Below are 23981 nucleotides of genomic sequence, written 5' to 3'. Positions count from 1 at the left end.
CATATTTTTTAAAAATATTGTTGAACACTTAATACACAGGATTATGAAATTTTTCTCTCTTTTATCACTAATCCTTATCATAACACTTAGTTCCTGCTCTACTGTTAGAGTGGCATCTGATTATGATAAGCAAACTAATTTTAACGGTTACAAAAGCTATGCTTTTTTTAAACCAGGAATAGATAAAGCTGAAATCAGCGATTTGGACAAGAAACGTATTCTACGAGCTATCGAATCTGATATGACTGCTAAAGGTTTTACAAAGTCTGAAAATCCGGATGTTTTGGTAAGTATCTTTACTAAAACTAAAGAAAATGTAAATATTTATCAAAACAATTTTGGTTTTGGTTACGGTTGGGGATGGAACCCTTGGTTCTGGAACAGTGGTTTTAACACCGTATCAAGGACAACAGAAGGAACTTTGTATATCGATCTTATTGACGCTTCGAAAAATGAACTAATTTGGCAAGGGATGGGTACGGCCGCATTAACTGAAAAAGTAGATAAAAAGCAGGAGAAAATGAATCAAATTGTGTCTGCGATACTAGAGAAATACCCTCCTGAATTAGAATAATTATTTTACCCTTAATAATACCATAATAGCTTTTCTATAATAGAGAGGCTATTTTTTTATGTATTTTTATACAAAACCTGACTTATAAAAATATGCGTAATTTTCTTCTTGGTGCATTAATTGCCGCATTTATCGCCGTAGGTATTAATTATTTTATCAATCAAGCTACATCCCAAAAAACTGAATTACAATCCTCTGATCTTATATTAGATCAGATAAAAAATGTTGGGAAATTGGTTGTTACGGAAGGGCATTTCTCTGAGGTTATTACCTATAAAGATGCTAAGAAATATTACTTAGACATGTTAACCGCTGAGAAAAAAGCAATTGTTGTGGTAAATGCTAGTGTCACCGTTTCTTACGACTTAAGTAAGATTAGACACGATATCAATCAAGATAACAAAACACTTACAATCACTAGTATTCCTGAAGCTGAAATCAATATCAACCCAGATATAAAATATCACGATCTTGAAGAAGATTTTTTTAATCAGTTTAATCCTGAAGATCACAACCTAATACAGAAAGAAGTTACACGACAACTTAACAAGAAAATAGAAGCCTCTACACTAAAAACTAATGCGGAAAATCGTTTAATTAGTGAGCTACAAAAGATTTACATTCTTACTAATTCCTTAGGATGGAAACTAGTTTATAAAGGTAATTCTATTACTGATTCGGAGCAATTGATCCTCTAATAGTACTTTTAAGCATGGTTGGAACAATGAGTTTATGAAATGGCTTTACAGGTAAAAAATACAATTTCCCGAACCAATTATTAAAATTTACAATTGTCGAAATAGTAAGATTTTTACTCGAATTAGGTTTTGAATCTAAGAGTAGAGAAACTCTAAAATTAAGATGCATATCGTCTTCCCCCAGAATAATTTCATTCTCCGATTTATCAAATACTTTAAAGATTCCTACTTTATCCCCAATATCTCCTCTAAAATTATTCAATGTTTCTTTTCTCTTTTCTAAGCTATCTCCTGTTTTAAGACCAAAAATTGCAACTATCTTGTTTCTTAATAAAAACAACTTTTCAATCCATTTTGGGGAGGTAGAGAAAAAAGCCTTTGTAACCACTAAGATATCTATGGTGTCTTCTTTATCGATAAACTCACTTATAAAGCTATCAGAATAATCATACTCATTCTTAAGAAGTAATGAGGTCTCTGGTAAATTAACTTTTTCTACTTTCATATGTTTCTTAAACTTTTAAAAGCACAGGATTAAAAGCTTTTGAAGCTACAATAACCTTGTCTCCAATAGCGAGGTCTACAATTTCTGATTCTTGAGCGATTACCCTAACTACATTATTACCTATAAGAACTGTAACTATGAATACAACATCTTCCGATTCTATATTAATCACTTCTCCTGTAAACTGAAATTTACCACTTAGTCGATTATCCGTAAAAACGGATAACGAATCTCCTACTTTGGTTACCTTACCATCTTCAAGGCAATATACTTTATCCGACATCTTAATAATTTCTCCTATGTCGTGACTAACTAAAATTGTTGTGAGTTTATATTCTCGATGCACTTTCAATATATAATCTTGTAGTTTGCTACGCATTTTTATATCAAGTGCAGATAGTGGTTCATCTAACAATAAAACCTTTGGTTTACGAACCAATGCACGTGCTAATGCTACACGCTGTTGCTGACCTCCCGATAAGGTATTTGGTTTTCTATTCTGAAGCTCATCTAAAGCTACTATAGAAATTAATTCTTCAATAATGTTTTTATCTTGACCTTTTTCTAAAGCGAATTCTAGATTTTCTCGAACTGTCATATTTGGAAACAATGCATAGTCCTGAAAAACATATCCTATCTTACGTTGTTGCGGGCTAAAATCAATCTTTTTTTCATGATCTAACCAAAATACACCGTCTACTTCTATCTGTCCACTATCTGCCGAAAGCAATCCTGCTATAATTCTAAGAATTGATGTTTTTCCTACTCCAGAAGGTCCATATAAAGTAACCAATTGACCACTTTCAATACTTAATTGGACATTAAGTTTCATGCTTCCTACCGCTGTATTGAGCGCCTTATGAATAGTAGCCTTTATCATTTCCAAAACCGTTTTAGGTACCCTCCATTAATCAAATACACAAATAATAAAATTATAAATGTGATAATGAATAATAATAAAGAATACATATTTGCATTGCTGTAATTCAGCGCTTCAACTTCATCATAAATAGCAATTGAAACAACTTTAGTTTTTTCAGGAATATTTCCTCCTATCATTAGAACAACACCAAATTCGCCTACGGTATGAGCAAAAGCCAACACAAGCCCTGTTAATAATGAAGGTTTTATGTTAGGCAATAAAACACTAAAAAGTGTTTTTAGTTTCGATTTACCCAGAACATACGAAGCTTCTTGTAATGAATTAGGCAATCCTGATAAACCAGACTGAATAGGTCCAACCATAAAAGGAAGACTATAAATAACAGATCCTATAACTAATCCAGAAAACGAAAAAATTAATCGAATTCCGAAAACATCTTGTAACCAACTCCCAAAACTATTTCCTGGACTAAATGCCATAAGCAGATAAAACCCTAACACGGTTGGAGGTAATACCAAAGGCATACTTACTAGAGTTTCTACAATTGGTTTAATTCTGGATTTAGAATAAGCCAACCAATAAGCCAACGGTATCGAAATTATTAGCAAAACAATTGTAGTTACTAAAGCTAGCTTAGTGGTTAATATGATTGGTGCCCAATCTATCATTTAGAAAGCATTATTTCGTTTGCCTTAATCATCACAATCACTTCTTCATTTTCTTTCAATACCAGTGCATTTAAAATTTCTGTAGTAACTATTGCTACAATATCTCCTATCGCTGTATTTAAGAGAATCTTACTTAACAAAACTCCACTATCACATTTTTTTATTACCGCCGGAATTTTATTTTGTATACTAATAAAAGAGGGATCACCTTTACTAATTATCACTTCTGTTTCTTTAAACAATACATCTACGGCACTTCCTTTCTTTAGATAAGAAGCTGTATTAGGAGTTTCGACTAAAATAGTTTTGAGTTCAATACGCTCATCTATTTGCACAGAAACCATAGATAAATTTTTACTTATCTGTATATCGGATATATGACCTGAGAAAACATTCATTATTCAGCTACTAAATATCCGAAATCTTCTAGTATTTCTCTAGCTTCTTTAGAAAAAAGAAACTTATAAAATTTTCTACTATTTGTAGAATCTTGATTTTCTCTTTTTATAATAACTGCTCCTTGTTCAATTGGTGTATATTCTTTTTTATTTAATAATATCCAACCTCCTTTATCTTTCATTTTTGCAGACAGAACTACTGACATTGCTGTAAAACCAATTTCAGAAGATTTAGATGTTATAAATTGGTTCGTTTGAGAAATACTTTCCCCGTAAACCAACTTCTCTTCCACTAAATCATATACATTACTCTTTTTTAATAACTCTATCGCCGCTTGACCATACGGTGCTGTCTTAGGATTTGCTATAGCAATATGTACAATAGTATCATTCGTCAACATTTCTAAAGAAGGTTCCATTTCTTGATACATAGACCATAATACTAATTGACCGTATGCATAGACTTTGGGAGCTTCAAGGGCTAATTCATTCTTATAAATTTCATTTGGGTATTTCATGTTTGCAGAAACAAAAATATCATAGGGAGCGCCTTCTATTATTTGGGCTGTCAATTTTCCTGAAGAACTGACAACCAACTCACAAGATACTCCTGTTTTTTCCGTAAATGCATTAGAAATCTCCTCAATTGCATATTGCATATTAGCAGCAGCAGCAATTCTAATTACATTTCTTTTTGGTTGTTTACATCCGCTTACAACCAAAAGAATAATTATAAAAACGTTAAACTTAAAATTCTGAAATTTTATAAAAATAGCTTTTAGCACCTTTCAATTTTTATTGTAATACATTTTTAATATTTCATCAATAGCATCTACTACTTCCTTAGCATTTTCTTTGGTAAAACATAAAGGTGGTTTTGTTTTTAAGACACTATCATCCGGCCCATCTGTACTAATTAATATATATTTATTCCTTAATTCATTTTTAATATAATGCGCAAGTGTTCTATTAGTTTCCTGATTTTTCTCGTTCACAATTTCTACTCCTAAAAAAAGACCTGATCCTCGTACATCTCCAACGCAATCATATTTGTTTTGAAGTTCGGTTAAAAGGGATTTATAATAATCTCCTACTTGTGTAGCATTATTCTGTAATTGTTCTTCTTCTATTACCTCCAAAACCGACAATCCAATAGCACAAGAAACTGGATTCCCACCAAAAGAGCTAAAAAACTCTACTCCTTTACTAAAAGATTCCGCTATTTCATTGGTTGTTATCACCGCTCCCATTGGATGACCATTGGCTATGGGTTTACCGACAATCACCATATCAGGAACAACATCTTGAGCTTCATATCCCCAGAAACAATCTCCTAAACGACCAAAACCTGTTTGTACCTCATCACTAATACAAATCCCTCCTTGTCTTCTAATGGCTGGATAAACATTTTTTAAATACCCTTCAGCCAAAGGAACTTGTCCTCCGCATCCTACGATAGGTTCAGAAATAAATGCAGCAATAGGATTACTAGAATCCTCTATTTGCTTCACTGCTTCTTTTGCATACAGCTCACCTGCATTTTGTCCTGTATATTTACCTCTATAGATATCCGGAATTTGATTTTTTAAGATATGTTCTTTTTGACCTTGTCCTTTTGGGCTATTAAATTTATAATCACTAATATCAATAGAAACCTGAGTATTCCCGTGATACCCATGTTCCATAATCATTATCTTTTGAGACTTGGTATGTGCGTATGCCATTCGCATAGCCAAATCACTGGCTGCACTTCCTGAATTTACAAAAAACACTTTGCTCAAAGTATCAGGAAATTTTGACAATAACGTTTCTGCATATGTTGGTAACAAATCATATAAATACCTTGTATTCGTATTAAGTTTTGCCATTTGTCTTTGTCCTGCTTGCACAACTTTTGGATGAGAATGACCGACATGAGGAATGTTATTATATGCATCTAAAAAAGTATTCCCATCTGTATCGTACATAAACTGAAAAGCGGAACCACTCATAGAAATAGGCTTTTCATAGCTTAAAGACATAACAGAACTTATAGACATATGCCTTCTCTTTATTTCTTCTTCACTGGTGAGTGTTTTTAGAACTGGTAAAAGTCCTATCGCTTTTCTAAAAGTATTCTCTGCTTTAATTGGGTTAATCCGCAACCATTTATAAAGCATTTTCCAAGCAGATTTCTCACTTACAGTAGCATATATGTTATCTGGATTTATTTTTCGGGAATGCGCAGAGTTACATACACTAGTACAAAGTCTTATTGCAATACTGTAATACAGCACTTTCATTTCTTTATCTTTTAAAGGAGAAACACTATGATATCCCTTTAAAATAAAAGGTATCCAATCCAAAGGATTTTCTTTATCATAACACGCATAGGTAATTGCAATTGCCAATTCATTTATTAGTTGTGAATATGCCAAATCACCAAAATCAATAACTGCTGAAACTTTTCCTTTTTCCGTCAGGATATTCCATTCATTTGCATCATTATGTATTACCTGCTTTCTTAATTCTGGCAGTAACGGAATTACGTTTTCTTCAAATTGTTGAAAAAAATAACGAACTACATTTCGATTATGCGGATCAACGATATCATTTAGATATTTCTTGTTCAAGTGTGCATACTGAATATCCCATTCCCATTGTCTAGCTTTTAGAACATAACTATCAAATTTTTGAAACTTAAGATTCATTTCAGCAAGAAAATTTCCTAAACTATAAAATAGTTCTTCTGTAGCTTCAACATCACCTAAAAACTTTCCATCTAAAAACGAAAGCATCCGACAAATAGTTTTAACCCCATCAACCTCTATTACTTTTATAAAAGTACCATCCGTAAACGGAATAGGGTCAGGAAACATATCTACATCTTTACCCTTAAGATGAAGAAGTAATTCATTTTCTGCTTGAAGAATAGAAAACAATTCTTTATCATAAGAATATGTTTTAAAAATATATTTCGTGGAATTATTCTTGACTATATAATTGACGTTATCGTAGCCATTCAACGTTTTAACTTCGGGCTGATTAAAAGAAAATTCAGCTTCTAAGAGTTTATCTATCATTGTGTGAATGAAAAAAAATTTTCTTGGACATCTATTTTTAAAACCTTATGATAAAGATACTGTATCTGCCCTGCAATCCCACAAAGAATCAATTATAAATTTTGATACTTTTAATCACTTAAGAATTATTGTTAAACGATAGTTCCATTAGATACAGATCCAATCCTAGTCCCCAATAATCTTTCTCTATTTTTTCCAATACAAATCCAAACTTCTCAAAAAATTTATACGCGAGTTGAGATGTAGTTACTACTACTTTTTCTAATTCCGAACTTAATTTCAAGATAGATAATGAATGCTCTATTGCTTTTTTTCCTAATCCCAATCCAGTATATTTTGGATGAAAAAATATCCATGTTATTCTACCTATTCTATTTTTACCCTCTAAATAACATCCAACTCCTCCTACTATTTTCTTTTTATAAAAGATTGTATAATAAGAGGCACTATACTTTTGTAAGTAATCTTGAAAATCTTTTACCTCTTTGAGGTCAAAATATGTTGGTATATTTTGCTTAAAAACATCAATTAATTCTTTTTTATCCTTCAATTTATAGGGTCGTATCATTGAGGTAGTTTAATTGTTTTTTTTAGGTTTTATTCATAATAGCAAAAAACCTTCACTTAATTCTAACAAATTAATCATATAATCTTTCCACAATCATTGATGAAAAATAATTCACTCCGGTTTTAATACAGTTCTCATCAATGGCAAAATTTGGAGCATGAGGCATCGAGATAATTCCTTTTTCAAAATTAGACCCTCCTAAGAAAAAATATACTCCAGGTACTCGTTCTTGAAAATACGCAAAATCATCACCTCTTCCATCTGGCATTTCTCCATATAATCGAATTACATTTTGTTGGCCATAAAGTTTAGAAATAGAATTCATAACCTCATTCGTTAACTTTTTATCATTCATTAGGTTTGCACGGTCTCCAGAATACGATACATTTATCAACTTCGTTTTATATTTTGATGACTTGATTTTCTGTTGCACTAGAGGTGAAATCTTATCCAATTCATTAAAAACACTAGATCCCACATACGTTTTAATTGATATTAAATCATCTATTTCTTTAACACTGAAATTATCACTTACCGTTGTATAATCTTTAAAAATAGTATTGGGGTTTGCTAATCCAATAGTTGGACTTAATAAACTTTGCGGGTCAAAAAACTCACTACCTGATTTAACATTCTGAAAACTTTTAAGCAATGTTTTGGTATATTCAATCATTGCATCATTATCAGTTGAGTTCATATACACCACTTCTATCATTTTATAATCAGCAAATAACCATTCTGGCTTAGTGGAAATCATTGTTGCTGGCAATGGTGCAATATGCGCTCCATATATCTCATCTGGTTTGATCAGATCAAACAAACCATCTTTTATCATTGCTTTAGCTCCTTTATAATTCTCTTCTGAGGGTTGAAAAATAAAATAAACTGTTCCTTCTAATTGTTCTTTTTGGCTTGCTAATACGTTAGCAATTCCTAATGCAATTGTAGCATGTACATCATGCCCACATATATGACGTACACCTTCTGTCTTAGATTTAAAATCTACCACATCAGGTATTTCTGAAGGCATTGCATCAATATCAGCTCTCCAAGCTATTTTCTTTCCTTCTTTAGCTCCCTTTAAAATACCAACTACACCATTTCCTCCAACATTAGTTTCAACTTCTAATCCTATAGAAAGTAAATATTCTTTGATTTTCTGCGCTGTTCTTTTTTCCTGTTCCGAGACTTCAGGATTCATATGAAAATCTCTACGAATTTTCACAAGACTATCAAAAATATCATCTGTTCGTTGTTGTATGCCTTTATGGATAGAAGATGTAATTGAAACTTCTTGTCCAAAAGCTACCAATCCACAAAAAAGAAATACTATGAGGAATGTTGTATTCAATACTGCTTTATAACAAATCATTTTTACCGTGTTTAAGATTATAATGTAAAAATGAGATATAATTAAATGATATACCTGACACATATGTGACAAAAACTATCTTTTCGCAATTTTACTTCTAATTCTGCTTAATGATTGACGTTCAATTCCTAAATAGGTAGATAAATGAGATAAGCTTATCCTATTGATAATATCTTTATTGTGTTCTATAAAATCTAAATATCTTTCTTCAGCATTTTTGAATAAAAAGCTTTCTACTCTATCTGTCTGAAAAGTCAATACATATTCTGCGATTAGTCTTCCATACATTTCACTTGTCTTATACCTTTTATACCCTTCCTGAATTTTATTATACGGTAACTTTATAATTACTGATGGTTCGAGACATTCAATAAAATACTTAGACGGTATTTGTCTAATAAAAGCTGGATAATCTGTTGCATAATTATTTTCACTTACGAAACCAGTAGTTATCTTATTTCCTTTTTCGTTAATATAATAACGTCTTAAAAGACCTTTGCACACAAAAGCAACTTCTTTTTGAACTTCTCCGCTTTTAAAAAGAAATTCTTTCTTTTCATACGTTTCTATTGTAAGGTATGATTCTAAAAACTCTAATTCTTCTGAGTTTAAGTCAGGAAATGTTTCGAGATATGATTCATAATATTTTTTTAACTCTTTTTCTGAATTCACGTATTTGTAATTATTATATTTTTGTAAAAATGCATCTTCATACAAACTAATTATTATCTACAGTTAATATTTAATTGAACTTCTTTAAGTTGTTTCCAAATTAGATGATCCATATCTTTTGGTGATAAATAAAACCATACAAAATGTTGTTTTCTAGTAGTACAATATTCATATTGGATATCAGCATTTAAGGTAGTCATATCTTTAGCAAAAAACTCATCATACATTTTTATAGAACCTCTATACGTATCATCATTTAATTGCCGTATTGAAGACTGAGTTTCTGGAATATCTTTAAAAAAACTAAAATTGGTGACGGCACCTGTATTCATAAGCCCGTCAAAATAGATATTCATAATGCTTTCTAGTTCTGTAGCATTCAATTTTGGATCTTCTTCTAAAACCCATAAAAAAACATATGAAAAATAATCTGCACTATTGGTATCTCCCCAACCTGGTGCAAATCGTATATGCTCTTCTCCATTGTACTCTAAATCTCCAGCAAATATCAATGGAAATTCTAAAACCTCGCTTCTCCAATCATCTTCAGCTTCTAAAACATTATCTATATTATTATGTAATCTAAAATAAAGATACCCTGCACCAATCCCTACAAGGATTATCAAAACAAGTATTATTTTCAATAGTTTTTTTAACATTTCCGGTTGGATCAGGTGTCAGATTATTATCAATTTAAACATCTAATATTCTTCTATGATAATTGATTTGGCCTAAATGGTACGTTAAATGAGTTGCCAAGTGCACCAGAAATCTATGGGTACTAGGATTCTTATCCATAAGTATTCTAGGATATTCTTTCTGTAAGTCTTCTTTAGTTATCATATCTAATGAATCCATTACAATCTTCATCGTATCATCTATCATAGATAGTAGTTCTATTCTAGAAACATTTTTTAAAGAAAATTCCTGCTCTCTTTGCCTTATATATCCAGTTTTACCGAATTCTGCACCAATATAGGTATTGAGATTCCCGACAAGGTGTAAGCAAAGATTCCCTGCCGAATTACTTATATCTGGTGTTTCAACCCACATATGTTCTTCTTGAGTATAAGATTCTATTTCCGTTTTTAATTTTGTTAAATCTCTATCGAATATAGTTTTTAATATTTCTATGATTGAATCATTCATTAGATAACATTTTTTTAATTAAAGTAATTTGACCTAAGTGATAATAACTATGCTCTATCATCGCTTCAATATTTCTCTGATAAGTACCATATTTTTCATCTACAAAATAATTATCCAATTGTTCGTCTGGCATAGTATCGATCAGGCTTGCAAATTCTTCTGCATTATCCAATAAGCTGTTCAATAATATTTTCCAATCTTCCTCGGAGGTTATTTTAGGAGCATCAAAACTATATTTATCTCTTATTTCCAAAGCTCCCCCCTTTAACACATTCAAAACTCCTTCTATATAATAATTAATATGAAAAGTAAGCAATGCAATTGTATTTAATGATTCTACTCTAGTAGTGGCTTGTTCCCAAGTTATATTCGATAATTGATCTTTATAATTAGTATTAGCTATCCAAAGACCGTCCAATATCACTTCTCTAAATCGATTTGCTATCTGTTTTGTTCTCATTGACTATTATTTAGTAAACCAGTGATACATTATTAGTTTTAGAATTATTATTTAAAAATAGCTTTTTAAAATCATATTTCACAATACGATAAAACCATCTTTTAGTCAAAAACAAACGACTACAAACGTTTACAACCGAAAATAAACACTTCCTAACCGAATCTTATTTGGACCTGCATCTATGTTTGCCTTGTCGAAATAAAAGAAAAATCGATACCAAAAAAATTGTTTCATCTACCTGTAAAAAACAGGAACTAAAATTAAAAACATGAACACGTTAAAAAACAAAGTACAGTTAATAGGAAACTTAGGGCAAGAACCGGAAATCGTTAATCTTGATTCAGGGAAGAAACTTGCAAAATTCTCTATCGCTACTAACGACTATTACTATAATAAAGCTGGTGATAAAATTACCGATACTCAATGGCACAATATTGTAGCTTGGGGGAAAACTGCAGAAATCATTGAGAAATATGTGAATAAGGGACAAGAAGTAGCCATTGAGGGTAAACTTACATCACGAAGTTATGATGATAATGAGGGTAACAAAAGGTATATAACAGAAGTAGTTTGCAATGAATTTTTGATGTTGGGGAAATAAAGATGTAATGTATAAAACCATAATATCAAAAAATACTTTAAAATTGACACCTATTGATTATTACTATTTTCTTCAGGTGTCTATTTTTTTATTACCTCCATTCATATCACCCACATAATGTTTCATTTTTCATTTCAGTATCCCTTGAATTTAAAAACAAAAACCTCATCTCATTGTTGTCTAAAGTAACTTAAAAGAGATTCTTGCAGTTTGTAGATCTAAAATTTGTTATTTTTAGAAAAATTTAACAAATAAAATACTGATACTTTCATCTATTGAATACTTACACAAAATACTGGTTCCTAGAAGGTTTTAATCTTTTTAATAAACTCGGAAGAATTACAATGATGCGTATGTGCGAGATCCTTGAGATGGATAATATCGACAAAGGAACTACTATTGAACTACTCAAAAAAGACAAAAAAAATATTTTTTTCCTTAAAAAAGGAACCGTGAAAATAGTAGATCAGGTAAATGACAATGTAAAATACATTGTTAAAAAAGGCAATATTTTTGGAGAGCTTGCTCTTTACAATGAATCAAATGAAATTCAAGAACAAGCAATCGCTCTGGAAGATTGTATTGTCTGTTATATTGAATCAGAAAGAATGATTTCTATACTGGAAAAACACAATTCATTAAAAAACAATGTCTTTAAAGTATACGGAACCCGAATTAAAAAACTTGAACGAAGGTTAAATGATTTATTATATAAAGATAGTACTACAAGGATTCGTGATTTTATAAATGATTATATATTAGAATTTGGAGAAGTACATGAAAACAGGATTATTGCTAGAAATTTAATTTCTCATAAAGACATTGCTAACCTTACTAATACCTGTAGACAAACAGTAAGTAATATTTTGAGTACTATGAGAAAAGAAGGTAAAATAGAATACAATACCCAATTTATTTCTATCCCTAATAAAGAACAAAATAAAAACCCCTAAATATTGAATACCTATACAAAACTTTGGTTCCTAGAAGATTTTATTTTATTTAATAATCTTGGAAAAATGATGATGATCAGAATGGCCAAAGTTTTAGACATGTTTACTATTAACAAAGGCCAAACCATCAACCTATCAAAAGAAGAAAAGAAACATGTTTTTTTTCTAAAAAGTGGGACAGTTAAGATAATCGATACTCAAACCAGCAAAGTAAAATACATAGTAAACAAGGGCAGTATTTTTGGAGAATTAGCATTATTTGATGCCGATGCTCCAATGCAGGAGCAGGTAATCGCTTTGGATGATTGTATATTATGCTCTATGGAAGTTGACAAAATGTTAACTACGATGAAAAAGTATCCTTTCTTAAAAAATAATATTCTAAAGGCTTACGGAAACAGAATTAAAAAACTAGAAAAAAAAATACAAGATTTATCTTCGGAAAATAGTACAACAAGAATTTATAATTTTCTAACAGAACATATATCAGAATTCGGGAAACAAGAAGGGAGTTCCATTATTTCAAAAAACCTTTTGTCTCATAAAGATATTGCGAACCTTACCAATACCTCTCGTCAAACGGTAAGCAATGTAATGAGTTGTCTAAGAAAAGAAGGAGTTATTGATTATGACAACCAAACAATTTCTCTTCATAAACATACATTAAATAAACAAATTATTAATTAATTCGCTCTTTTTTTGATTCGTTAAACAACAAGAAAGATCATAAATAGTAATGGGACTTGTAGCTCCTTTTACTTTTATTATTACAAAAATTCAAAAATTACTCGGCAATTCCTAAAAAAAACAAGCCACTTGTCGCGTGAAGTAAGTATGGTAAATTATTTACCGGTAGAATCCTAAGAGACTCTTTATTTTTGGGACACTAACGTAAACACAAAACTATTTGCTACCACTAACTAAATTCTGGGTTCTGGAAGGATTCAATCTTTTTAACAAAATAGGCCGAAACAATATGATGCATATCTGCGAAATATTAGATATGAAATATGTTAATAAAGGTGAAGTCATTGAATTTATCAGTGAAAACAAAGAAAAGGTATATTTCTTAAAAAACGGTACCGTAAAAATCGTTAACAGAGATAGCGATATTGCAAAATACATTGTAAACAAAGGAAATATTTTTGGAGAACTTGTTCTTTATGATCAAGAAGCTGCTAACGAACAACAGGCAGTAGCCTTAGACGATTGTGTAATATGTTCTATAGAAGCCAACCAAATGACCGATCTCATGAATCAACATGAATCATTAAAAAATGAAATCTTCAAAGTATATGGTCTTAGAATCAAAAAATTAGAACGAAGACTACAAGATTTGTTATATAAAGATAGCGGCACTAGAATTAAAGAATTCATTTTAGATTATATACTTGATTTTGGAAAGTCCAATAACGACAGAATCATTGCTAAAAACTTATTATCTCATAAAGACATTGCTCATCTAACTAATACAAGTAGGCAAACAGTTAGTAATGCAATGAGTACGCTTAGAAAAAACAAAATTATAGATTATAATTCCCAATATATATCAATCAATAAGAAATAAAAATCAGAATGATTTTTATCAATAACATATGGCTGAAATTAAAAATAATATTCAAACAAGGATTAACCCCTAGGCAATTGCTAATAATAATAACTGAAAGAATATCGACATTCATCCTATTGTATTTGCTATTGAAAGTTCCGTTGCAATTTTTCGTCAAAATAAAAACTAACTAATGAACGCAACAATGAAAACCACCAAAATCCTAGGATACCTAGGCTTGTTAGCTTCTATTCTTGTAGGCTTAGGAGAACATTTTTTACATTATTCTGAAAATATTCTAGGTCATGCGGAGAACTATGAATTCTTCAAGTTTGTCCCTTTAGAAAATATGACTACTGGTCATTTTTTAGCAGTAATTGGATTACCTTTTTATTTTGCAGGATATCTTCACATATATCAAATGCTAAAACCTGGTAATGAAACCTTAGCTCGTATTACACTTGGAATAGGGTTTATAGCTTTTGCTGTAGGAGGAATATGGATTGGATCCAGAGCTTCTATCGGAAACATCATTCATCTTAAAGAATCTATTGATTCAAATACATATCAAATACTTCTTGATCACTATACCAATCATATGGAAATATTAGTGCAGGTCTTAAGAATTGTTATTGCATTACTTTCTATCGTATTCGTGATGACCATTCTTAAAGGAGGTACATATTATAAGAAATGGATGGCAATATTTAATCCAATTATAATTCTATTATTGGTTTTCTCTACACTTTTTTGGGCTAAACCATTAAGCAAACACTTAGCTCCGATTGCAATGAACGTAACTCATTTTATTCTTTTTGCACTTTCATTATATCATCTTTACAAACAAGAAAAACAGACCAACTCATGATTAAAAAGATTTTAAAAATTTTAGGAATTCTAGTTCTCCTTCTCATTATCCTAGTGCTTGGATTCTTCTGGAGAGATGCTGTTTCTGATAAATATGATGTATCTATTGATGCTGACCAGATTCCTAAGTTTAAACAGATAGCACTTGATTTTACACATCAATATAATGGCGAAAAATCATTACCTATTGCCCCATCTGCATTAATAGACATTAATAACGATAATGTGGATGAGCTTTTTTTTGGTGGAGGAATGAATCAGAAAGATGAAATTTTTGCATATCGAGACAATAAATTTGTAAATATCTCTTCAGAAACTAATTTACCTGATAAAGGTACCACTACTACAACTGTAGGTGTAGTTTCTGCTGATTTTGACAACAACGGTTATACTGATTTATTAATCGGACGTGAAGATGGGCTACATCTATATTACAATACTAAAGGTAAATTTACTGCTAAAACGATCAATACTCCTATAAATGAAAAGTCAAATCCAGCAGGTATAACTGTCGGAGATATAGATAAAGATGGAGATATAGATATATTTTTAGCGACCTATTTGAAAAAAGAATTAATGGAAGGTCAAACAATCTTTGAAGATTATGACTATGGATCTACTAGCGAATTGTTGCTAAACAATGGAGATAATACTTTTAAAAGCATTACCAAACAAGCGGGATTGGACTATGTTCATAATACATTCCAAGGAGTTTTAGTTGATATTGATAATGATTCCTGGTTAGATTTGGTAGTTGTTCATGACACAGGAGAAGCCAGAACTTATAAAAATAATGGTGATCTTACCTTTACAATGAAGGAGAACCCGTTAACAAAAAAATTCGCATATCCAATGGGATTAGCAGTTGGTGATTACAACAACGATGGTTTAGTAGATTTTATGTTTTCTAATACAGGAAGTACATTACCACGATTTTTAGCTAAAGGAGATATTAAAGACGCTTCTCGATTTAATGAAAAATGGATATTGTTCAAAAACGAAGGTGATTTTAAATTTACTGATGCTGCAGAAGAAGCTAAAATTGCTAATTATGAGTTTTCCTGGGGTTGCACATTTGCAGATATGAACAATGATGGGTTACAAGATCTTATGGTAGCTGAAAATTATGTAGACCTTGCTCCCAACAAATTATTTAGATTACCAGGCAGATTTCTTATTCAGAAAGAAGATCACACATTTGTCCCAACAGAAGAAGAAAGTGGTGTAGTCAATCCTCACTTTGGTATTACATCTTTAGTGAGTGATTTTAATCAAGATGGATATTTAGATATGGTATGGACAAATATAGACACACCTTCACTAGCGTATATTAATCAAGGAGGAACCAATAATTATATACAAATAGATTTAAAAGATAATGCAGAATCCCAAGGAGCAAAAGTCACTATAGAAACAGATACTAAAAAACTAACAGATTGGCTGGTTTCTGGAGAAGGATTAGCAAGTGATCAAACTGCTTTATTAAACTTTGGATTAGGAACGGAATCCTCCATTCGCAAAATTGTGGTAAATTATGCTAATGGTTCTATATTCGAATTAGAAAATCCCAAAATCAATAGTGTTGTAGACATCTACAAAGAACGAGAATTACGGAAAGTAACAAACGATTCTATTTCAAAAATAGAAGAATGAAAAAAATTCTCAAAATAGTAGTAGCATTGCTTTTTGTAATCGGGATTCTGGGTACAGGAAGTTTAGTAATAGAAGAAATACAAACAGGTAATGGATGTCCAAAAATATGGATAATTCCAGCTTGTGTTATTATCTTAATCTGTTTTATAATTCCCTTAATTTCACACATCCTAGGAAAATACAACAAATTATATTTCTTCTTTACGGGATTAGCTGCTATGATTGCGATAATTGCATCAATAATGCAATTTACGGGTAATGGTGAATGTCCTAAAACAGGAGGAGGAATTCCTATGTGTTATTATTCATTGTTACTTTTTACGGGGCTTATAGTATTAAAAATATATCAACTGAAGAGTGATTCTTCAGGAAATTGATTGTATTAAAACTTATATTATGCAAATTAAACTAACAAAAAACGTATGGTTATTATGTGCTTTTTTATGTACACTAGTAACATATGGTCAAGAAATCGAAACTTCCATTTTTATAAGCTCGAACACAGGTAATGTGACGAGTCAAAATAACTTATCTAGAATTGTTGCAGAAGCCCAAAAAACTTCCAATGCTAAGTTGTTTATTGTAGGAAATGCAGCTTCAGAAAATGGTTTTGTAAATGAAAAATCAGAACAAAGATTAAAAACTCAACTAGAAACTTTATCTACCTTTGATGAACACACCATCTATATTCCTGGTGCTAATGACTGGATTAAAAGAGGTAACAAAAGCATCAGAAAATTAGAAAAATATATTCAAAAGAATAGTAACGCCAAATTCTATCCGGATAACGGGTGTCCAATAAAGAAAAAAGAGATTAGTGAAAATGTAGTTCTAATAACTATTGATTCCCAGTGGTATTTAGAAAATTGGAATAATCATATCTATCTTAATGAAGAATGTGATATAAAAAACAGAACACTTTTCTTTCTGGAATTAGAAAGTATCTTGAAAAAATCCCAAGACAAAATTAAGATTGTCGCAATACACCACCCAATACACACCTATTCTAAACAAGGTTTATTAGCAAATACAGCCGGAACATCTACCCAAGATTTTCAGAATAAGCAGTATCGTAATTTTAGAAATAGAATTACCACGATGGCGCGACAAAACGAAAATATAATTTTTGTGTCCGGAAAAGGCAAAAACCTGCAATACATTAACAAATATGGAGTTCCACAAATCATAAGCGGTTCTATTGGAAAAACAGAACCTGTTAAAAGTGCTTTCGAAGGAGATTTTACAAGTACGCAAAAAGGATATGTTAAACTAGACATCTATACTGATGGTAAAGCCACTGTTCATTATTATTCTTTAGAAAATGAAAATACATTTCCCTTATTCAATACAACGGTATTGCGCAACGAAAAAGTAGAAACTTCAAATACTTTAAAACCTACTACTAGTTTTTCTGCAACTCAGAGTTCATCTGTCTATAGTACTGATGAAACTAAAAAGAGTAAATTATACAAAGGCTTATGGGGACAGCATTATAGAAAATATTATAGTAAACCAGTAGAAGCTAAGGTAGCTTTTTTGGATACTCTTAAAGGAGGTTTAACACCGGTTAGAAAAGGAGGAGGGCATCAATCCAATTCACTCAGATTAGTCGATAAAGATGGTAAACAATATGTAATGCGTGCACTACGAAAAAGTGCTACAAAATTTATTCAATCTACTGCTTTTCTTGACAAATATGTCGAAGAAGATTTACAAGATAGTTACGCAGATCGATTTTTATTAGATTTCTATACAACAGCACATCCCTATACTCCTTTTACAATCGGCACACTATCAGATGCTGTTGATGTATTCCATACAAACCCTAGTTTATATTACATCCCAAAGCAAGAAACCTTAGGTGAATTTAATAATAGTTTTGGAGATGAACTCTATTTAATAGAAGAACGTGTAGAATCTGGTCATAGTGATCTGGCATCTTTTGGGAAACCTAAAAAAATTCTTAGTTCTAATGATGTATTACAAGAAGTACATAAAACTGGTAAATCTGTTGTCGATGAACCTTCTTATATCCGTGCACGATTATTTGACATGTTAATTGGTGATTGGGATCGACATCCTGATCAATGGAGATGGGCATTGTTCGAAAAAGAAGATGGAACAGAATTTTGTAAACCTATACCTAGAGATCGTGACCAAGCATTCTCAGTTTTTGATGGTAGTATCGTCTCCTTCCTGACCTGCGCTATACCCGGATTACGAAAGATGCAATCCTACGATGAGCAATTACGTAGTCCCAAATGGTTTAGTCAAACCCCATATCCGTTAGACATGACCTTTATTAATGGGTCGGACTGGTCTAAATGGGAAAAACAAGCTACGTATATTCAGGAAAATCTTACGGATGAAGTAATAGAAAAAGCTTTTGAAAACATTCCTGAAGAAATGAAAGGTGAAACTATCAATGACATCAAAAAGAAATTGAAAGGACGAAGATCCAATATCGTTGATATTGCTCAGGAATACTATAAACACCTCAACAACTTTGAAGTAATTGCTGGCACCCTAAAAGATGATGTTTTTACTATAAAAAGACTACCTAATGGCCAGACCAATATAGAAATACAAAGAAAGGATATTGGTATTCTGAATAGAACATTCAATAAAGAAGAAACTAAAGAAATCTGGTTATATGGATTAGATGGTAATGATACTTTTAATGTGGAAGGAAAAGGTGATAACCTAATTAATATAAAAGCAATTGGTGGTAAGAAAAACGATACATACAACTTTAAAAACACTAAGAAAATAAAATTATATGATTATAAAAACAAAAATAACACCATTGTAAATAAGCGTTCTAAAAAATGGTTGGTAGATGATTATGATATTAATAATTATGATTATAAAAAAAGAAAATACTCCTTTAATCAAATACTTCCATTAATAGCGTTTAATCCAGATGATGGATTGCGAGTAGGTGTATTGGATAATTTCACTTATTATGGATTGCAAAGAAATCCTTTCACCCAAAAACATTCGATTAGCGCCTCTTTCTATACGGGTTCTGGAGGATTTGATGTATCTTATAAAGGTGAATTTTCTCATATTTTTCATAATTGGAACTTTGGTGTAGAAGGTTTATATACTAGTCCCAGCTTTGCTCAAAACTTCTTTGGTTTTGGTAATGAAACGGATTATGACAAAGATCTTGTAGATTTAGATTTCAATCGAGTTCGACTTAGAAAATGGAACGCCGCAATCTCACTAATTTGGAGAGGAAGAGATGGGGGATATTTCCAATTTAAGCCCCTCATAGAATCCTTTGAATTAGAAAACACGAATGGTCGTTTCGTTAACAATATACCAATTGCGAACGATGTTTTTGATCAACAAACTTATGCAGGAGCAGAAGTTACCTATGCTTTTCAAAATAAAGATGATATCGCTTTTCCAACGCTGGGAATGGAAATAGGACTTACTGCGGGCTATAAAACGGCAATTGACGGAAGTGATAACAGCTTTGGTTATTTAGAGCCAAAAATTGATATAGACCATAGATTAAATAAAAAAGGAAACCTTGTTCTAGCAACAGAAATTGGAGGAGAAGTCATTTTAGGTGATGATTTCGAATTTTATCACGGTGCCCAGATTGGAGGTGTAAAAGGATTACGAGGTTTTAGAAATGAACGATTTGTAGGTAAATATTCATTGTATCAAAATACAGATTTACGATTAAAACTTGGTAAATTTAAGACAAGTTTTATTCCTCTTAAATATGGACTGACAGGTGGATTTGATTATGGTAGAGTCTGGTTAGAAAATGATAATTCTAATAAATGGCATAACAGTGCAGGAGGATCTTTCTGGATTAGTGGACTAGATTCTTTTACAGCGAACTTAGGATACTATGCAAGTTCCGATGGAGGAAGAATCGCTTTTGTTCTTGGATTTGCTTTTTAAAAATTCAACAATACTGAAAGTTTTGTTAAAACCTGAAGACCAAATAACATATTTATTCTGATTAGTAACGGAATAAATTTCAAAATAACTAACATCAAAACACTGAAATATCACATGAAAAAACCTGTAGCAATTGCCCAGATCAGTAATTTAGAAAATAAACAGCCTGCACACGCTTTAGTAAATGGATTAGACTTAGTTATCGTCAAATTTGATGAAGAAATATCCGTATTATATGGTAGATGTTTGCATAGAGGTGCATTAATGTCGGATGGACATGTGGATGGACATAATTTAATTTGTGGTGTACATGGATGGGATTATCGATATGACACTGGTGTTTCTGAATACAATAACAAAGAGGTTTTACATAAGTTCAGTACTAAGGTTGAAGGTGATACCCTATATGTAGATGAAACTGAAATTGATAATTATCTTCTTAATCAACCTCAACCATTTAATAGAGACGAATATCTAGGAGCGTACGCAGATACACATCCAGAAGATACCGAACCTTATACTGGATACATCAAGGAGCTTGCTAAAAATGGATTAAAAAATCTAGGGCATCATGGTTTTTCTTCCTCTATGGGTGTAGACAGAAATACATTACCTAAATGGAATGATATTCAGTTTTTACCTGCTCAATTAGCAAGTAGACCTTTATTGGATCATGAAGAAGTAGCTACCAAAGTGGTAATTGGTCCTAAATCAAAAAAACCTTTACATCTAGATATCCCTTTGTTTGTAAGTGATATGAGTTTTGGAGCTTTATCTAGAGAAGCTAAAATTGCTTTATCTAGAGGTGCCGAAATGGCTGGAACCGGAATTTGCTCTGGTGAAGGTGGTATGTTACCACAAGAACAGGAAAACAACACCAAGTATTTTTATGAATTGGCATCAGCTCAGTTTGGTTTTTCATGGGATAAATTAGATAAAGTACAAGCCTTTCACTTTAAAGGAGGACAAGGAGCAAAAACCGGTACAGGTGGTCACTTACCAGGAAGTAAGGTAAGTAAAGAAATTGCAGAAGTTAGAGGTTTAAATCAAGGGGAAACAGCTATTTCACCTGCAACTTTTCCTGATTTTCATGGTGTAAAAGATTTCAAAGCTTTTGCAGAACAAGTCCGTGAACGAACTGGTGGAATCCCAATTGGTTTTAAAATTGCAGCCAGTCATATCGAAAAAGATATCCAGTTTGCTTTAGATGTTGGTGTAGATTATATCATCCTAGATGGACGTGGTGGTGGAACAGGATCTGCGCCTACAATTTTGCGTGATAATATTAATGTTCCTACAATTCCTGCCTTAGCAAGAGCTAGAAAATATCTTGATAAAGTTGGCGCTACGGATGTTACCCTGATTATTACTGGAGGATTAAGAATAGCAGAGGATTTTGCAAAAGCAATGATGCTCGGTGCTGATGCTATCGCAGTATCTAATTCAGCTTTACAAGCTATCGGTTGTTTAGGGATGCGCGCTTGCGGAAGTAACAATTGTCCAGTAGGTATCGCAACGCAAAAAGAATCTTTAAGAAGCAGATTGATTATAGAATCATCAGCAAAGCAGCTACATAACTATTTTGATGCAACTAATAACTTAATTAAAGTTGTTGCAAGAGCTTGTGGATACGATGATGTTTCAAAATTCAATCATGATGATTTATCAACTTTTGATCGAGATATGCATAAATTAACTGGCATTAACTATGCAGGTGTGCTTTAGTTATACAAAACAATTGTTACTATATCTTGGGTTATTATTAATCCATATTAATAGTAATGCGCAACAAGAACTAATGGCTGGATTCGGTCCTTCGGTAGAATTAGAAGAAGGAATCATTGGAGTTAACGCAAGATTATTTTATGGTGTAAATGAAAAAATCTGTTTTGGCCCAGAAGCTACGTTTTTTCCTTATCAGGAAATTAATAGTGATTATGAACTAACGATTACCGATCTAAATTTTAATGCGCACTATATCGTAGAATTGTCTCATAAAATTGGGATATACCCTCTTTCAGGAGTCAATTATACAATTGAGAAAGAACAATTAATTAACCGAACCGATGAAACTAAGAAAGACGAATCTTTAGGATGGAACTATGGATTCGGTGCTCATTATAGGATAGGTGATTTATTTGCTTTTGCCGAGTACAAAGGTGTTACAGGAAAACTAAATGATGAATTCATAACAGTTGGAGTCATATTTACTTTATCTAAACATAAAGAAAACATAGGTGATTAATTTTTTAATAAAACAACATAAACTAACAAAACCAACATTATGACAACTCAAATGCATTTAGCGGCTCAATATCTTGCAGCAGCTGGAATAAGTTTTGTAGAAAAAAAAGATGATGATAGTCATACGAATCTTGGATTTTCTGTAGAAAAAGGAACGCTTTATACAAGGAAATTAGACAATAAACCAATTGTTCTTTCTCTTAGTTATGATCTTTTTACATTAGAATGGAATGACTCCAGTTCTAAAAGTACATTACGATTAGATGGCACAACCCATGCGGAAGTTTTACAATGGATTAATAGAATGGCAACGAATAGTAATATCACTGTTCCTTATTCATATGAAATTCACTATGAACTACCTTATCAAATTAACGATGACTATGTATTCAAATTAGAAGATGCCTCAGCACTCCAGCAATTAAAAGAACAAAGAATATTAGCACATACCGTTTTAAGAGAATTTCTGGATAAAAATAAACTAGATTCTGAAATTAGAATATGGCCTCATCATTTTGATACTGGAGCTTTTGCTCCTTTAGAAGACGAAGCAGGTCTTTCTATTGGATTGGGTCTAGCTATTCCTGATACAGCTCACAATGAATATTACTTCTACATAAGTGCTTACCAAGGTCACGATAGTGTAGATACAGCAAACTTTAAATCGCTATCTCTTGGAGAATGGAAAAATGAAGGCTTTAAAGGTGCTATCCTACCTGTTTCCGGTGTGCATAAAAACAATGGAGTTACTTTTTTTGAAGAAGCTCTTTCTATATATAAAAAGTAAAAATTATGGAGAATTGGTATCTACCGGCGACTATCATACCAGGTATTGGACTGTTGATATTATCAACTTCTAATCTTTTGGTTAATCTCAGTACAGAGATTAAAACATTGATTACTGAAGATCCAATAAAAGAAAAACTGATTGAACGAAAACTAAGACAACTTAAGCTATTAAATAGCGCGATGGTTTTCTTATATGTTGCCGTCGCCAGTTTTGTGATTTCCGCATTAGTTTCAGGAATTTATAAAAGTTTCAAAATTAATTTTAATGCTACAATTTATATTACCATCGCTGGTATTATCAGCGCATTATTAGGCTTAATTGCTCTCATTTTGTATTCATTTAGGGCTGTAAAAATCAGACAAGACCAATATCTCAATAAATGCTAACATCT

Annotated in this window: 26 protein-coding genes; 14 read left to right on the top strand and 12 right to left on the bottom strand. The window is 31.7% G+C overall.

Features of this window, described 5'->3' with window-relative positions; all coding sequences use genetic code 11:
- The first annotated feature begins 43 nt into the window (after window positions 1-43).
- Window positions 44-574 (top strand): DUF4136 domain-containing protein, encoded by a 531-nt coding sequence (locus BMY33_RS15535; RefSeq protein WP_091410230.1) that lies wholly within the window; start codon window positions 44-46, stop codon window positions 572-574.
- Window positions 575-666: 92 nt separating this feature from the next.
- Window positions 667-1272 (top strand): DUF4230 domain-containing protein, encoded by a 606-nt coding sequence (locus BMY33_RS15530; protein ID WP_091410228.1) that lies wholly within the window; start codon window positions 667-669, stop codon window positions 1270-1272.
- Here the strand turns inward: BMY33_RS15530 and BMY33_RS15525 are convergent.
- The 12 genes from BMY33_RS15525 to BMY33_RS15470 all read right to left on the bottom strand — a co-directional run bounded on the left by BMY33_RS15525 (window position 1244) and on the right by BMY33_RS15470 (window position 11009).
- Entirely contained in the window at window positions 1244-1777 is a 534-nt protein-coding gene (locus BMY33_RS15525) for a DUF2867 domain-containing protein (RefSeq protein WP_091410226.1), read from the bottom strand. The two genes, BMY33_RS15530 and BMY33_RS15525, sit on opposite strands and share 29 nt — an antisense overlap.
- Before the next feature lie 7 nt (window positions 1778-1784).
- The gene (locus BMY33_RS15520; protein ID WP_091410224.1) at window positions 1785-2657 is read right to left on the bottom strand and encodes a sulfate/molybdate ABC transporter ATP-binding protein; all 873 of its coding nucleotides are present in this window, start codon (window positions 2655-2657) and stop codon (window positions 1785-1787) included.
- Window positions 2654-3328: a molybdate ABC transporter permease subunit gene (modB, locus tag BMY33_RS15515; RefSeq protein WP_091410222.1), complete on the bottom strand. Its 675-nt coding sequence runs from the start codon at window positions 3326-3328 to the stop codon at window positions 2654-2656. The genes BMY33_RS15520 and modB overlap by 4 nt, the downstream gene beginning before the upstream one ends.
- Window positions 3325-3726: a TOBE domain-containing protein gene (locus BMY33_RS15510; protein ID WP_139195676.1), complete on the bottom strand. Its 402-nt coding sequence runs from the start codon at window positions 3724-3726 to the stop codon at window positions 3325-3327. The genes modB and BMY33_RS15510 overlap by 4 nt, the downstream gene beginning before the upstream one ends.
- Complete coding sequence (gene modA, locus BMY33_RS15505; RefSeq protein ID WP_244543037.1) at window positions 3726-4511, bottom strand: molybdate ABC transporter substrate-binding protein; 786 nt, start codon at window positions 4509-4511, stop codon at window positions 3726-3728. Before modA ends, BMY33_RS15510 begins: the two co-directional genes overlap by 1 nt.
- Window positions 4512-4514: 3 nt before the next feature.
- Window positions 4515-6788 (bottom strand): aminotransferase class III-fold pyridoxal phosphate-dependent enzyme, encoded by a 2274-nt coding sequence (locus BMY33_RS15500; RefSeq protein WP_091410218.1) that lies wholly within the window; start codon window positions 6786-6788, stop codon window positions 4515-4517.
- A gap of 118 nt (window positions 6789-6906) precedes the next feature.
- A complete protein-coding gene (locus BMY33_RS15495) occupies window positions 6907-7356 on the bottom strand; it encodes a GNAT family N-acetyltransferase (RefSeq protein WP_091410216.1) in 450 nt (149 codons plus the stop codon).
- A gap of 70 nt (window positions 7357-7426) precedes the next feature.
- Complete coding sequence (locus tag BMY33_RS15490) at window positions 7427-8728, bottom strand: M20 metallopeptidase family protein (protein ID WP_170837094.1); 1302 nt, start codon at window positions 8726-8728, stop codon at window positions 7427-7429.
- A gap of 75 nt (window positions 8729-8803) precedes the next feature.
- Window positions 8804-9400, bottom strand: coding sequence for a Crp/Fnr family transcriptional regulator (locus BMY33_RS15485; RefSeq protein ID WP_091410342.1), 597 nt, complete (start codon window positions 9398-9400; stop codon window positions 8804-8806).
- Between the two features lie 53 nt (window positions 9401-9453).
- Window positions 9454-10044: a hypothetical protein gene (locus BMY33_RS15480; protein ID WP_139195674.1), complete on the bottom strand. Its 591-nt coding sequence runs from the start codon at window positions 10042-10044 to the stop codon at window positions 9454-9456.
- Between the two features lie 49 nt (window positions 10045-10093).
- The gene (locus tag BMY33_RS15475; RefSeq protein ID WP_091410211.1) at window positions 10094-10549 is read right to left on the bottom strand and encodes a DinB family protein; all 456 of its coding nucleotides are present in this window, start codon (window positions 10547-10549) and stop codon (window positions 10094-10096) included.
- Window positions 10542-11009: a DinB family protein gene (locus BMY33_RS15470; RefSeq protein ID WP_091410210.1), complete on the bottom strand. Its 468-nt coding sequence runs from the start codon at window positions 11007-11009 to the stop codon at window positions 10542-10544. Before BMY33_RS15470 ends, BMY33_RS15475 begins: the two co-directional genes overlap by 8 nt.
- Before the next feature lie 268 nt (window positions 11010-11277).
- Here BMY33_RS15470 and BMY33_RS15465 point away from each other — a divergent pair, with 268 nt between their 5' ends.
- The 12 genes from BMY33_RS15465 (at window position 11278) to BMY33_RS15410 (ending at window position 23976) form a co-directional block, all read left to right on the top strand.
- Entirely contained in the window at window positions 11278-11610 is a 333-nt protein-coding gene (locus tag BMY33_RS15465) for a single-stranded DNA-binding protein (protein ID WP_091410206.1), read from the top strand.
- A 275-nt stretch (window positions 11611-11885) separates the two neighbouring features.
- Window positions 11886-12563: a Crp/Fnr family transcriptional regulator gene (locus tag BMY33_RS15460; RefSeq protein ID WP_091410205.1), complete on the top strand. Its 678-nt coding sequence runs from the start codon at window positions 11886-11888 to the stop codon at window positions 12561-12563.
- A 3-nt stretch (window positions 12564-12566) separates the two neighbouring features.
- Complete coding sequence (locus BMY33_RS15455) at window positions 12567-13250, top strand: Crp/Fnr family transcriptional regulator (RefSeq protein ID WP_091410203.1); 684 nt, start codon at window positions 12567-12569, stop codon at window positions 13248-13250.
- Between the two features lie 289 nt (window positions 13251-13539).
- Entirely contained in the window at window positions 13540-14130 is a 591-nt protein-coding gene (locus tag BMY33_RS15450) for a Crp/Fnr family transcriptional regulator (protein ID WP_211482400.1), read from the top strand.
- Between the two features lie 187 nt (window positions 14131-14317).
- A complete protein-coding gene (locus BMY33_RS15445; protein ID WP_139195673.1) occupies window positions 14318-14980 on the top strand; it encodes a DUF6796 family protein in 663 nt (220 codons plus the stop codon).
- Entirely contained in the window at window positions 14977-16632 is a 1656-nt protein-coding gene (locus tag BMY33_RS15440; protein WP_244543036.1) for a CRTAC1 family protein, read from the top strand. The genes BMY33_RS15445 and BMY33_RS15440 overlap by 4 nt, the downstream gene beginning before the upstream one ends.
- The gene (locus BMY33_RS15435) at window positions 16629-17009 is read left to right on the top strand and encodes a hypothetical protein (RefSeq protein WP_091410198.1); all 381 of its coding nucleotides are present in this window, start codon (window positions 16629-16631) and stop codon (window positions 17007-17009) included. Before BMY33_RS15440 ends, BMY33_RS15435 begins: the two co-directional genes overlap by 4 nt.
- Window positions 17010-17028: 19 nt before the next feature.
- A complete protein-coding gene (locus BMY33_RS15430) occupies window positions 17029-20556 on the top strand; it encodes a BamA/TamA family outer membrane protein (protein ID WP_091410196.1) in 3528 nt (1175 codons plus the stop codon).
- Window positions 20557-20670: 114 nt separating this feature from the next.
- Window positions 20671-22281 (top strand): glutamate synthase-related protein, encoded by a 1611-nt coding sequence (locus BMY33_RS15425; protein WP_091410195.1) that lies wholly within the window; start codon window positions 20671-20673, stop codon window positions 22279-22281.
- Between the two features lie 13 nt (window positions 22282-22294).
- Window positions 22295-22801: an outer membrane beta-barrel protein gene (locus BMY33_RS15420; RefSeq protein WP_091410193.1), complete on the top strand. Its 507-nt coding sequence runs from the start codon at window positions 22295-22297 to the stop codon at window positions 22799-22801.
- Between the two features lie 39 nt (window positions 22802-22840).
- Window positions 22841-23587, top strand: coding sequence for a hypothetical protein (locus tag BMY33_RS15415; protein ID WP_091410191.1), 747 nt, complete (start codon window positions 22841-22843; stop codon window positions 23585-23587).
- A 5-nt stretch (window positions 23588-23592) separates the two neighbouring features.
- Window positions 23593-23976 (top strand): DUF2721 domain-containing protein, encoded by a 384-nt coding sequence (locus BMY33_RS15410; protein WP_091410189.1) that lies wholly within the window; start codon window positions 23593-23595, stop codon window positions 23974-23976.
- The last annotated feature ends 5 nt before the right edge of the window (window positions 23977-23981 follow it).

Source organism: Aquimarina amphilecti, assembly GCF_900109375.1.
GTDB classification, from domain to species: domain Bacteria; phylum Bacteroidota; class Bacteroidia; order Flavobacteriales; family Flavobacteriaceae; genus Aquimarina; species Aquimarina amphilecti.
This window is presented reverse-complemented; position numbering and strand designations above follow the sequence as displayed.